This is a genomic window from Bacillus sp. SORGH_AS_0510, from assembly GCF_030818775.1.
Classification (GTDB): Bacteria; Bacillota; Bacilli; order Bacillales; family Cytobacillaceae; genus Neobacillus.
In genome coordinates, this window is the sequence record NZ_JAUTAU010000001.1 from 645,453 (window position 1) to 657,630 (window position 12,178).

Consider the following 12,178-nt stretch of genomic DNA (forward strand, 5'->3'; position numbering starts at 1 on the left):
AATTCAGAAAATGAATATCCTGTTTTCTTCTTGGGGTCTGTGTGTAGCTGCCCAGTGGGATTTTTTATATTAGGATCAGTTGATTTCAATGTGTTTGAAAAATAAGGGAAGAAATTCCGCTTAAGTTGGGAAATACCCATATTTCCTTAAAAATAGGCGGAGTTTTTACGCTTATGTTTCAAAATCGTTGGTATTTTGCCTTATTTAGAGCAGTAAAGCGGAATTTCTCCGCTTATTTCTGTTTCTTAAGCTTCCTCCATATAAAATAGCCGGAAATTCTCCGCCAATGAACTCTCTTAAATCAACAATGAAGAGTAACAGAATACTATATTAAAAATTCCATCAATATTCTTACTGTTTTTAATTGTTGAAATAATAGGAAAGTCTTAAAATAAAGGGATAATAACGTTTTTAGGCGGTGGCTATGTGGAACTGGTTAGGGACCTGTCATTCAATCTTACAATCATCATGCTTCTATTGTTTATTTTTAATCTTTGGGTTGAACGGTACTACAAGAATTCCCTTCCAAAGGTTTTAAGTATTATAGGTTTGTTATTATCGGTCATGATATGTCTAATCTTTTCAACAAGACATTATGGAGTCATGGTAGATTTAAGGCAAATTCCTATCCTCATAGGCGGGTTTTATTTTGGATTTGGGCCACTACTAACTTTCTTTTCGCTCCTTTTTAGAGGAGTGTTTTTTGGATTTGACAGTGCTTTTTGGTCCGTTCTACCGCTCTATATCCTTTTAGCCATTTATTTAAAGTATGCGCGCCCGTGGTTCCTTAAGCAAAACGCAAAAAAGAGGCTTTGCGTCGTGCTTACTACTGCAGTGATCATGAATTTACTAATCTATATTGGTCTATTGATTACTGGGCATTCGGCTAAAGGACTTAAGGATGTTGCGATAACCACTGTCATAGTGTGTATTGGAACCTGTATGATTTCCTACTTAATTGAGGAAATGAAACAAAATAAGTTTCTTACCGAGCAAATGGTGAAGTCACAAAAAATTGAATTGGTCAGTCACATGAGTGCAGCGATCTCTCATGAGGTTCGGAATCCACTAACAGCAGTGAATGGTTTTTTACAGCTTGCTTTAGAAGATTTGAAAATGGAAGACACTACAAGGGGGTATATTCATATCGCTTTGACAGAACTTCATGCTGCTGAACAAGTGATTAAGGATTATTTAACCGTTGGACAACCCTCTTTGCAGACCATTGAGAGGTATGATCCTATTGAAGAACTGGGAAAGATTATGAAATCCTTACAGCCCATGGCAAATATGAATTCCGTTGAGCTGAACTTTGAGATCATTCATCCTTGTTTCATCCTCGGTGATAGGAATCGGTTTCGTCAATGCTTCCTCAATATATTGAAGAATTGTATAGAGGCTATGCCACATGGCGGAAGGTTATGTATTGAGACTGAATTGTTAACGAACGAAGTGAAAATTAAGATTACTGATTCTGGCATCGGTATGACACGGGAACAGATTAATAGATTAGGGGAGCCCTATTTTTCTACAAAAGGAAAAAAAGGAACAGGTCTTGGACTTATGGTCTCATTTAGCATTATTCGCGAGCTAAAAGGCACCATAAAAATTAAAAGTGCAGTAGGGGAAGGAAGCGTTTTTGTAGTCAGCCTTCCTGTTGTAAATAAGTAGTAGAGTGGGGACAGTCCCCCAGCGCGTTAACGCGCCGGGGGACTGTCCCTAAGGAGGAGTAACATGGAGATTTTAGAACTGCCTATCGAATTTGAATTTAATGGACAAAAAAATAGTATTTATCCGAGCTTAATCATTGATAATCATGATTTAACGGTAGTAGATACTGGGTACACAGGCTTCTTACCTCTAATTGAGAAAGAAATCAAAAAAAGTGGATATGACATTAAGAATTTGAAGAATATTGTTATCACGCATTATGATGATGATCATATTGGGTCCTTATATGATTTTAAGGCAAAATTTCCTTGGGTTCATATCATTGCTAGTGAGATTGAATCCAAATACATTAGTGGTGTGTTAAAAGCGGAGAGATTAGTTCAAGCGGAAGAGCTGCTAGACCAATTGCCAAAAGAAGAATTGGAGTTTGGCCAATGGTTTGTTCAGCAACTTAAGAATTTAAAGCATGTGTCCGTAGATGAAACAGTCCGAGATGGCAGCAAGATTTTAGATGGAAAATGTACAATTGTAGCAACTCCAGGACATACATCCGGTCATATTTCATTGTTCTTTCCAAGTTTGAAGGCTGTTATAACGGGTGACGCAGCTGTGAATGAGAAGGGTCATTTGGAGATTGCTAACCCACATTTTTGCTTGAATAGGGAGAAAGCTGAAGCATCCTTGGAGAAGATTAAAAATCTAGATGCGGATACTTTCTATTGTTATCATGGGGGGAAGTTATCCATTTAAAGTGTAGGTTGAAATGTTAATATAACAATGACGAATGGGACGGTTCGATGGTTAGGAAAAAACCATGAGAACCGTCCCTTTGGTTTTTCAATCCAACTAGTTCCCCTTTGAAAATGTATGTTTCGTTTTTTAGAATCCACTGCTCGATATGATGATAAAACTCTTGGAAACTCTCAAACCGTGAATATTGTTCAAAGCCTTCAATAGAACCCGATTTTATGTTTCCATTCTAAGACACCCATGGGACTGCCATCAAAGGTGAAGGTGAAGGGGAGGAGATTGGGGACGTTCTTCTGTTTCTATTTCTGGTGTAAATGACTTCAGGAATCCGTCTTTCGTGCCTAATTATCTATAATCCTGAGAGGGAGAAAAAGAAAGAAGTTAAAAAAATTAAGTCTTTTTTCATGCATGTAAAACAGTGCTTAATGCCTATTTTTGCCCAATCCCGTTTTTCTCTCGCTGAATATACTTTCAACAGGAACAGCGAAGGGAGAGAGGGACAATCAAAAATTCAAGAATCTTTTTAGGTATCTTTTCAGTCTTTGCATTAGCTTTTCTAATTTTAATTCCCATCTACAAAGATCACAATTCCAAAAACACAGCTGCCGAACCACCTCAAGATCAACAACAGACCCAACAACAACCTTCTAACCAACCACCTAAAAATGAACAACCACAGAAGCCCCCTAGCCAGTCAGAAGAGAAACCTCAAAAGCCCGAAGAGAATAAGCCAGACACTTCCAAGATTTATTGGGGTGTGGATACTGCAAGTAAAATCGACCAAGCCTTTTATCAATGTGTCGAGCAAAATTACGGAAAACCGGATGTGGTTGGAAGATATATCGGAGATAAGCAAGATGTCTCGACAGGATTGACTTCAGAAGAAGTTGCTTTTCTTAAAAAACAAGGGATAAAAATCCTACCGATCTATAACCACTTTACCGATGCTACCACCTATCAAAACGGAGTAGAGGAAGCAAAAGGTGCCATTGCTCTTGCTAAGGAACTGGGAATTCCTGAAGGAGTAGTGATTTACGCAGATATTGAACCTAAGTATCCAGTGGATGCGGAATTCATTCGGGGATGGGTTGAAACCATATCTTCTTCTGCTTACAAACCAGGGATATATGGTGTTTTTCTTGATGGTAAAGAATTAACCAATGCGTATAACGAGGCCATTGCCAAAAATAAAGAGTTCAAAAATAAGATTTTCGTTTGGACTAGTAATCCAGAAACAGGGACAACTGCAAAAGATAAAGCACCTAAATACAATCCGAAGACACCAGATTCCATTAATGCATCCATTTGGCAGTACGGACTTGATGGAAAACAGTGTAATGTTGATACAAACCTAATCCAATCAGCAGCTTATTCTGCTGCCTGGTAATAAGGGTGCCATAGGGACGGTTCTCAAAGGGGACAATCGGAAGTTTTGCGCGTAAAAAGGCCAAACTAGCGGGTATGAGCTAGTCTGGCCTTTTTACAATTTGTAAGTAGGGTCTTTTAGAATGATTACCGCGCCTGTCACCGCCCGAATTTTGTCGAAGAATGATAGGCCTTTATGTGGATTAATAGTGATAGAATGTAGTTGCAACTGAATATTGTTGGGGTGGTGGGTTGTTGCGCTTCTTTCCGTTTCGGGAGGGAGGTGATAATCATGGAAACATTTCTTGAAGTCCTACGTGAAGTTCTGAAAGGGGTTATACGTGAAATTAGTGCGTATTTCTTTCGGAAAAACGTTCTAGAAAACAAGAATACCACCCGCGCCGTAGGAAGCAAAAGGGTGGCTCTCATAAATAAAATACTTTGACAACCACCACCCTGACGGTCGAGGTTGCGGGAGAGAGGTGCTAGAACACTTCTCTCTTTTTATTATATGTCTATTATAAACAAAAACATTCCCATTTAAAAGTAAGACCGCGTGGATCCTTGACCGACAATCTTTTTAGCTATCTGAGATGAAAATACTCTATCGCTGGGGTTATGCGCATTTTAAATGTGTATATCCTGTGCTAATTCCAAATTATTTTTCGCTGGTGAGTATTTTGATTAGTGATGCAGATTTCTTTTTGTCCAATTGAATGTATTTACTTTGGGCGTCAATTACTAGTTCAACTTGGTCCTTTTTTGGACTGATCCAAAGTTCGTATAACACCGCTTTTGCTTTTATTTCCGGATTTTTAAATTGAAATACAAATCGGTAATCAGGTGGGCGTACCATCGATACTTTTGCATTTTCCCAATCACTATTTTCTATTATATCTTTCACCTTTTGAACCTTGGTATTGGCAGTGATTTTTTTGAAGTCTTCATATTTATCTTCATTCTCCACACGCTTTTCCACTTTGATATATTGCTCTTCATTCTTCGTTACGCCATTACAGCCTGCTGCAAATAATGAAATGATTCCGATAAAAACAATCAAATAGTTGAGTTTTTTCAAGATTCATCGCCCCCTTTACTAATAAGACGTATTTCATTTAGAAAAGTATCAGGTTGTGATATACATATAAATTGAAATGGTTCTAGAGCATCTATCGACAATCTTTTTATTGGAGTTGGTGTAAGAATCCACTGATATCAAGTAATCACCCTTCTTTTAACCAAACGTTTGATTACTTTCGAATTAAAGGGAAGAACAGGGAAAGAAGTCGATTTGAGAGAAATAAGGACTTTTTTGAGGAATATGAGGGAAACTTGCGGAGAGTTGGCCGACATTCTTTTTATGATATTTTTGATAGGAATAGCCCTATCGATGAGTTTATGCTCGTATTAACTAAACGATTAATTAGTATAGCTTATAGGGAAAACAGTCAAAACGTGGTGAAAAAGACGTTTCTTTTGGTGGAAAAACCAGGAGAATCGTCCCTGTGGCTTAAATAAGGGCTTAATCTGCCGATACGTTATTTAGATTGATGCATAAGCTAGAAGTGACCATCAGACAAAACGCCATATATTTTACTTCCTCAGGGCTTTTTATGCGTTCGGTGCATGAAAGCCAAGTAAAAAAGCCCTAAACAGGGCTTTTTTATTTGAACAATTTAGGTTGGATGCTTTTAATTAATAAAAGCAAGTTGCTCCAATGATAATTAATAAGATAAACAAGACAACGATTAAGGCAAAACCTCCGCCATAACCAAAGCCGCCACCGTAACCGTAGCCACCACAGCCACAACCGCCAAAGCCGCCGCCGAATCCAGCATAACCGTACATTTTTATCCCCCCTTTCAATTAGTATTATTTAATTAATAAAATCCTCCGCCATATCCTCCGCCCATAAAGGATGCTCCGATAATAATTAGAAGGATAAATAATACAACTATTAATGCGAAACCTCCACCAGCTCCTACACCATCCATTTGAAAACCTCCTTTACAACTATTCCATACAAAATATGTTAAAATCCAAAAGTTGTCAGTGCTTTTTCAAAATATACAAGCCTAATCTATACAATTTGAAAATATCGCGGTGGCTACTGCCATCCAAGAAAAAAAGGACAATACCTAATTGAGGGTATTATCCTTTTTTGCATATTCAAAATGATTTTCTTTATTTATTCATTTCAATCGTTTCATTCACATCTGTCGATTGAGCACTTTGCCCGGTCATGCGTTTGTAGAGAAAGGCGACTTTCTTAGTAAAATTACCGGTATCCCAATATTCGGCTGCTTCTGCATTTACCTTTATTAAGACCACGTTAGGGTCATCATAAGACGTTTGCATGATCTTCTCATATGCTTTGCTCCACAGTTCCTTTTTCTTACCCATATCCGCAACGATTTCTGCTCTGCCACGGACGGAAACATAGGATTTACCTGCATATGCCACATTGACATCATGATCATGTAAAATTTCTTCATATTTATCAGTCTCTTTTTTAGTGAAGAACCATAAGTCACCATCAAACTCCACTTCTTGTGTTTTCATAGGACGAGAAACAAGCCCGTCTTCACTGACCGTAGTCAGCATAGCCGTGTCTATGTCCTTAATTAACTCCCTTAACGTTTCCATTTCCTCTTGTTTCAACATGTTAGCCATCTCCATCACCTCATAAATGCTTTAAGATGTATAATACCCTTTCCGTGAACTTTTATTCAGTGGGAACCGTCCCTGCGGCTTCCTTTTGTGTTAAAATATGGATAATAATCCGTTTTTGAAACGAGGGGTTTTTGGATGGAGCAGGTGCTAAATGTAATTCCTTTTATTCTGGGACTTGGGTTGAATGCATTATTGATATTCGCTTTATTAAGTCTCAAGGGTAAGATCATTGGCATAAAAAAACGCTTATCCATATTGAGCTTGTTTTTAACTGTTGTTTTCACAATCATCCCAACAATAGGCTATCGGGTTGCAAAAGATTCTGGTGCTTATTACTTTGGTTTTCCAGCTAATGGCTTTGTGTATCATAGCGGAGGGCACTTAAGTTTTGCTTCTTTAGGACTCCTATTTAACTATTTCTTCTTTTATTGGGTCCTTAAACTTATATATAAAGTTTGGAATCTACGAACAGTACAGAAATAATGGAAATAAGGGAGGTTATCTAATTTGAGGTTTCTATTTGCTATCCCACTTATTCTTATAGGGTCTTTATTGATCGGGTTAACAATTGATGGCATAGGAGACAAAGGGAATGTAATTATGGATATCATTGGATGGATTCTTTTCTTAGTCGCTATTTGGGTTGGTAGAAAAAAGCAAGTAGGAAAGAAGCGAGCCTCTTAGATAAACTAACGGATGCAGAGAGTTTAAGTTTCAGCGGCCATTTGGGTTCGGCGGTGGCTATTCCTTGTTGAACGAACGGGACAGGTTAGTGAAAGAAAGGTAAATAGGAATAATAGAGATAAATGTAAATTTAAAAGGGATTTGAGGAGAATCAAATGTCGCAAGATGGAATTGTTTTAGTAGCAAATGTGTCAATCTTTAATGACGATAAAGTCTTGATTATAAAAGAGAATAAACCTACTGCTATTAATAAGTGGAACTTTCCAGGTGGTCATATCGAAAAAGGTGAAGACATTCTCTATACAGCTCAGAGGGAAGTTAAGGAGGAAACAGGTTTGGATGTAAAACTGATTGGTACTACTGGTGTATATAATTTTGTTAGTAGTACAAACAATCAAGTTATTTTATTCCATTTTGTTGGTGAGGTTACAGGAGGTTCTCTAACTCTCGAAGAAGATGTAATTTCTGACAGCAAGTGGATAAAAGTAAATGAACTTGTAACATTTGAAAATAAAGACTTACGAGAACCCAGTGTAATAAAGCAAATATTTAATAACTTATTACAAGAGAAAATACACCCAATTAGTGTGTATAATGAGCAACTAATTAAATAGTTCTTAATGAACTAAGGGGTGAGTTAAAGATGAAGATCGCTGTAGCGATCTTTTTTTAATTATTGTAACGGAGCAGTATAATTCAACAATATGGAAAAATATAGATAAATAAAACTGACTCATTAGGGGGAGAAAAAATGGGGGCTGTTTTTACATTCTTTAGCATATGGATATGCAGTTTCCTACATATAGTGGTAATTGAAAAGGGAAATCACATACTAGTGATCGAAGACCAATTCATTTACGAGAGGGTCTACTCCCGCATTCAAGTAAAAATCATTGAAAATCATAACGGTACGCTCTTAATCTCAAGTGTAGAAAATAAAGAGACCACTATCGAGGTTACTCTACCTATGTAACCCTTACGTTCAGTGCGTTGTGTAATAATTATTTAACTCGTCCACTAATCTATAATCGAATAATACAAGGAATCGCCGCGGCGATCCTTTTTAGTTTGGCAAATAATACTTCCACCACCATTAGGGGGCCAGAACTGAATTCGTTAGATTAATAAAAGCCTGTTTGGAGAAAACTCTTTAGTAAAGATACTTTTTTACATAAAAAGAGGTGTAGGAAATTGGAGCATAAACCCAAAATGGTATCAAGCGAGATAGCGGCACTTTGGTCACAGTATCAGAATGATACTGCAGCTCTTTGTATTAATAAACATATGTTACAGAACATAAAAGACAAAGAAATCTCAAACATTTTTCAGCAATCAATCTCTCTTAGTGAGCAACATATTGAGAAAATTAAAGAATTTATGACCGCAGAAGATTACCCAATTCCCATTGGTTTTACAGAAAATGATTTGGTACCGGACACTCCTGCTCTATTTTCTGATAATTTAAGTTTATTTTATATTAATATCATGTCTATTCATGGCTGCCATGGATATAGTGGGGCGCTTACGACATGTGCGCGTAAAGACATTCGTGAATATTTTACACATTGTATATCATCAGCAGTGGATTTATGTAACTGGTCCAAGGATTTAATGCTAGAAAAAGGAATATATGCTCGACCGCCAGCTATACTCCCGTCGGATAGAGCAGATTATGTTAAGGATGACCACTTTCTAGCAGGATGGTTTGGTGAGGTAAGACCACTATCCTGCATCGAGATTACAGATATTTATTTTAATTTAAAGAAGAGTATAATGGCAAAAGCTGTCACGATGGCCTTTAGCCAAGTTGTGAAAGATAAAAATATCCGTAAGTTTATGTTAGAAGCAGTGAAAACGAAGGATAAACACATAAACGTATTTTATGAAGTATTGAATCAAGAACACTTACCTGCACCCCCTACTTTTGACGCAGATATAACAGATTCTACTACTTCTCCGTTTTCAGAAAAGCTAATCATGTTTCATGTAGGCTTTTTATTTACTACTGCTATGATTTATTATGGTACAGGATGGGCATCTTCTCCTAGAAGGGATCTTCATCCTAAGTATCTGGAAGCTATTGCGGATGATGCTAAAATAGGGAAAATGTGGATGGACATAATGATAAAAAATGAATGGATTGAACAACCCCCTTTGGCGGAAGATCGGAAGAAGTTAGCTATGCCAAAAAAATGAGAGATAATGAATACTTGGCTTGTGGAGAAAGGTACTGTTTATTCTTCACAAGCTTTTTATTTGTTTTTTTCAAGGCTGTGTTAAAGAACAATGTTGATTATTGCACCCTGTTGATTGGAGCGGAAGACGCGAAGACTCCTGTGGGAGTATGGTTCAGGAGAGACCCCGCAGACGCTTGCGTCGAGGAGGCTCGCCGAAACACCCACGGAAAGCGAAGCGTCTGGAGCGGAAATCAACAGGCAAGTTTAACAGAGCCTTTTTCAAAAAACATTTGGCACAGGTGCGGTTATCCTTATGAATATAAAATTAAAGCAAAACGGAGCAGGTTAGTTAAACAACAATATCATTAAAAAGAGGATTGTTAGCTTTCGTAAAGAAAGAGTAAATAATAAATGGTGAGAGGATGAAGAAAATTTGGAAGCAAGTAACCAGATCATTCAGATAAAGCCTTGGGAGGATAATGACCTTGATTTACTTTTTCTTATAAACGCTCCAGAAATGATGCAGCATCTTGGAGGTCCAGAGAGTAAAGAGCAGATTTTGAAGCGACATAAACGATATCTTGAACTGGGTAATAGAGGTCGTATGTTCAGCATTAAATTGTTACCAGAATTAGAACCAGTAGGTTCAGTGGGCTATTGGCAAACTACTTGGAATAATGAGAGTGTATATGAAACTGGATGGAGCGTTCTACCCTTTTATCAAGGGAGGGGAATAGCTACAAAAGCGGTAAAGTTGGCAATTGAAGAAGCATCTAGTGAGAACAAATATAAATACATCCACGCATTCCCATCGATTGATAATCCTGCTTCTAATACAATTTGTCGGAAGCTTGATTTTCAGTTTATCTCTGAATGCGAATTTGAATATCCTCCAGGAAGCTTTATGCGGTGCAATAATTGGCGTTATAACTTAATTGGACAATAGCTGGAATTTCAGTTCTTAATTTTTATAAAAGAATGTGAAAAAATGTACTTAAACTCCCGGGGGAGGATAGTGCAACAAGATATATGTCCTTATTTTCCAATAACCGTAGTAAAGTAGTTATAGGAAGGAGGATTCTGATGGCAAAAAGATTCATTTGGCTATTTCTTGCTGTTTTAATTCTTTTATTAGTTGTTCCAAATGTTCTTGCAGGTTCATCATCTGTTATAAGTGAAGGAAAAGCAGGGGGATATAAATATCTAATTACAAAAGAAGGTAATGAGTACACTTGGACTTTAGAGCACAAAGGGAATAAATCAGTATTTGAAGAGACTGAAGAAAATAGAAAAGAATTAAATAATTTTAAGCAAGCAATTATTGATATTAAGAATCAATCCATAAAAGTATGTGTATTTATAATAATCTTTTTCATTTTCATAGTATTCGAAGTATTACTTCATATGAAAAATAAACTAAGGTTTAAAGATGGAGGGGCAATTATTTTTTTATTGGCTGTTATTGCTATTGGTCAGATATTTGTTGCTTTAACGGAACTAGATAGTGCTTTTAGTGATGCAAGGTTTTATTACTATCGGATATTGAAATGACGGGAGCTTAAGTAGAAAACGGGATGCTACGGCGATCCTGTCTTCTTATTGTGCAGGATATTTCAAAACTGCGATGACAGCTTTAAGTCACCCTTGAATGAAAAGACGAATTAAAAAGGCGTGTAATACTACGCCTAAAATTGTCTAAATTTATCGCTTAGAGCTATTTTATGGGCAATAACGTAAATAATTACATAGATAGGGAATGAGTACCAAGGCCCCCAATGTACAGGATGATATACATCAATAAACTGAAAAAATAGTTCACCTATAAAAGAAGTAACTAACCCATAAATCAGTCCCACTATCCAAGGATTTCTTTTATGAAGGAATTGAATTAAAAACATGATACTTATAGGCATTAGTGAAAAATCATATGGGACATAAGAGGGTATTGCAGGTGTAACTGGACGAGTATAATTCCAAAGTGAAAGTTGCACACCAACGCTGTCAAATGTAAGTGAGATAAGTGCGACAAAGCTACCCGCAAAAAGTAATCGACCAGTGCTATTTCTATTCCTAATAATTAACCAAACAGCCCAAGGGATTATTGTAAAAGTGATGCCTAACCACCATTGCCATGTAAATAACACTTCATGTTTCCAGGCAATCATTCGATGGTCAAATGCTTTATGATATTCCCAAAAGGTTTTGTGCATTCCTGGTGTTGGTTTCAAGCTCAATACCTACTTTCAATATATTTAGCATATTGGGATTTCTAATCCCCTCTTTAAGTAATAGAAGTATTATTTGTATTTTTTTCATGTATATTCCCAAAACATATGTTGCGTATTACGATGAAAAGGTGTAATAAAAGCGCAGTTTCTTCTTTAAGTAATGTAGCGGTTAGTGAATAAAGAAATGGTAAAGTGATGTAAAAAGAGGCAAAAATAAAGGAAATAAAGTTTAATATGTTAAAGTGAAAGTAGGAGATGGTGATATGTCAGAAGATGAATTATTCTCAAATAAGGCATCTAATGTTTATGAGATGTATTCAAAAATACTCGATTTATTGAAAGAAATAGGACCTTTTGAAATTGAGTTTAAAAAGACTTCAATACATCTTTTGAATAAATCTTCCTTCGGAGGAGTTCATCCAAAAAAGAAATGGTTAGATTTTAATTTAGTAACATACCATCAAATTGAACACGGGAAAATTACTAAAATTGAACAAGTTTCAAAAAACAGATTTCACAATAACTTTAGATTTTATAGTGAAGACGAACTAAATCAAGAGTTTTTTGTTCTTTTAAAAGAATCATATCAATTAATGAGTTAGTGAGAGAAAGGATATTTATTACCATCAG

At 36.5% G+C, this 12,178-nt stretch carries 16 protein-coding genes; 11 read left to right on the top strand and 5 right to left on the bottom strand.

From position 1 onward, the window contains the following. Positions 1–426: 426 nt before the first annotated feature. From QE429_RS03360 to QE429_RS03370, 3 genes are all read left to right on the top strand, one after another. Positions 427–1,671, top strand: coding sequence for a sensor histidine kinase (locus QE429_RS03360; RefSeq protein ID WP_307284060.1), 1,245 nt, complete (start codon positions 427–429; stop codon positions 1,669–1,671). A gap of 63 nt (positions 1,672–1,734) precedes the next feature. Further along, the gene (locus tag QE429_RS03365) at positions 1,735–2,421 is read left to right on the top strand and encodes an MBL fold metallo-hydrolase (protein ID WP_307284062.1); all 687 of its coding nucleotides are present in this window, start codon (positions 1,735–1,737) and stop codon (positions 2,419–2,421) included. A gap of 757 nt (positions 2,422–3,178) precedes the next feature. Next, positions 3,179–3,808, top strand: a complete 630-nt coding sequence (locus tag QE429_RS03370; RefSeq protein ID WP_307284065.1) for a glycoside hydrolase domain-containing protein — start codon at positions 3,179–3,181, stop codon at positions 3,806–3,808. A gap of 636 nt (positions 3,809–4,444) precedes the next feature. On the opposite strand, the gene QE429_RS03375 is transcribed toward QE429_RS03370, so the two are convergent. The 4 genes from QE429_RS03375 to QE429_RS03390 form a co-directional block, all read right to left on the bottom strand. After that, positions 4,445–4,864: a YhfM domain-containing protein gene (locus tag QE429_RS03375; RefSeq protein ID WP_307284067.1), complete on the bottom strand. Its 420-nt coding sequence runs from the start codon at positions 4,862–4,864 to the stop codon at positions 4,445–4,447. Between the two features lie 617 nt (positions 4,865–5,481). Further along, entirely contained in the window at positions 5,482–5,634 is a 153-nt protein-coding gene (locus tag QE429_RS03380; protein ID WP_307284069.1) for a YjcZ family sporulation protein, read from the bottom strand. Between the two features lie 32 nt (positions 5,635–5,666). Further along, a complete protein-coding gene (locus QE429_RS03385) occupies positions 5,667–5,780 on the bottom strand; it encodes a YjcZ family sporulation protein (RefSeq protein WP_307284070.1) in 114 nt (37 codons plus the stop codon). Between the two features lie 190 nt (positions 5,781–5,970). Further along, entirely contained in the window at positions 5,971–6,459 is a 489-nt protein-coding gene (locus QE429_RS03390) for a pyridoxamine 5'-phosphate oxidase family protein (RefSeq protein WP_307284072.1), read from the bottom strand. 135 nt (positions 6,460–6,594) lie between these two features. On the opposite strand from QE429_RS03390, the gene QE429_RS03395 reads away from it, so the two are divergent. The 7 genes from QE429_RS03395 to QE429_RS03425 all read left to right on the top strand — a co-directional run bounded on the left by QE429_RS03395 (position 6,595) and on the right by QE429_RS03425 (position 10,871). Beyond that, the gene (locus QE429_RS03395) at positions 6,595–6,942 is read left to right on the top strand and encodes a hypothetical protein (RefSeq protein WP_307284075.1); all 348 of its coding nucleotides are present in this window, start codon (positions 6,595–6,597) and stop codon (positions 6,940–6,942) included. A 24-nt stretch (positions 6,943–6,966) separates the two neighbouring features. Continuing rightward, positions 6,967–7,143, top strand: a complete 177-nt coding sequence (locus tag QE429_RS03400; RefSeq protein ID WP_307284078.1) for a hypothetical protein — start codon at positions 6,967–6,969, stop codon at positions 7,141–7,143. 155 nt (positions 7,144–7,298) lie between these two features. Then, positions 7,299–7,757, top strand: coding sequence for an NUDIX hydrolase (locus tag QE429_RS03405; protein WP_307284081.1), 459 nt, complete (start codon positions 7,299–7,301; stop codon positions 7,755–7,757). A gap of 137 nt (positions 7,758–7,894) precedes the next feature. After that, positions 7,895–8,116, top strand: a complete 222-nt coding sequence (locus tag QE429_RS03410; protein ID WP_307284084.1) for a hypothetical protein — start codon at positions 7,895–7,897, stop codon at positions 8,114–8,116. Positions 8,117–8,334: 218 nt separating this feature from the next. Continuing rightward, the gene (locus tag QE429_RS03415) at positions 8,335–9,339 is read left to right on the top strand and encodes a DUF3231 family protein (protein WP_307284086.1); all 1,005 of its coding nucleotides are present in this window, start codon (positions 8,335–8,337) and stop codon (positions 9,337–9,339) included. 414 nt (positions 9,340–9,753) lie between these two features. Continuing rightward, complete coding sequence (locus QE429_RS03420; RefSeq protein WP_307284090.1) at positions 9,754–10,266, top strand: GNAT family N-acetyltransferase; 513 nt, start codon at positions 9,754–9,756, stop codon at positions 10,264–10,266. 137 nt (positions 10,267–10,403) lie between these two features. Then, positions 10,404–10,871 (top strand): hypothetical protein, encoded by a 468-nt coding sequence (locus QE429_RS03425; protein WP_307284093.1) that lies wholly within the window; start codon positions 10,404–10,406, stop codon positions 10,869–10,871. Between the two features lie 134 nt (positions 10,872–11,005). Here QE429_RS03425 and QE429_RS03430 read toward each other — a convergent pair whose 3' ends face one another. Continuing rightward, a complete protein-coding gene (locus tag QE429_RS03430) occupies positions 11,006–11,548 on the bottom strand; it encodes a CBO0543 family protein (RefSeq protein WP_307284095.1) in 543 nt (180 codons plus the stop codon). Positions 11,549–11,811: 263 nt separating this feature from the next. Here QE429_RS03430 and QE429_RS03435 point away from each other — a divergent pair, with 263 nt between their 5' ends. Next, positions 11,812–12,150 (top strand): DUF5655 domain-containing protein, encoded by a 339-nt coding sequence (locus QE429_RS03435; protein WP_307284097.1) that lies wholly within the window; start codon positions 11,812–11,814, stop codon positions 12,148–12,150. Positions 12,151–12,178: the final 28 nt, after the last annotated feature.

Coding starts and splice junctions, on each gene's coding strand:
- QE429_RS03390 (WP_307284072.1), bottom strand. CDS start 6,459: ATGGCTAACATGTTGAAACAAGAGGAAATGGAAACGTTAAGGGAGTTA.
- QE429_RS03380 (WP_307284069.1), bottom strand. CDS start 5,634: ATGTACGGTTATGCTGGATTCGGCGGCGGCTTTGGCGGTTGTGGCTGT.
- QE429_RS03425 (WP_307284093.1), top strand. CDS start 10,404: ATGGCAAAAAGATTCATTTGGCTATTTCTTGCTGTTTTAATTCTTTTA.
- QE429_RS03435 (WP_307284097.1), top strand. CDS start 11,812: ATGTCAGAAGATGAATTATTCTCAAATAAGGCATCTAATGTTTATGAG.
- QE429_RS03410 (WP_307284084.1), top strand. CDS start 7,895: ATGGGGGCTGTTTTTACATTCTTTAGCATATGGATATGCAGTTTCCTA.
- QE429_RS03395 (WP_307284075.1), top strand. CDS start 6,595: ATGGAGCAGGTGCTAAATGTAATTCCTTTTATTCTGGGACTTGGGTTG.
- QE429_RS03405 (WP_307284081.1), top strand. CDS start 7,299: ATGTCGCAAGATGGAATTGTTTTAGTAGCAAATGTGTCAATCTTTAAT.
- QE429_RS03365 (WP_307284062.1), top strand. CDS start 1,735: ATGGAGATTTTAGAACTGCCTATCGAATTTGAATTTAATGGACAAAAA.
- QE429_RS03385 (WP_307284070.1), bottom strand. CDS start 5,780: ATGGATGGTGTAGGAGCTGGTGGAGGTTTCGCATTAATAGTTGTATTA.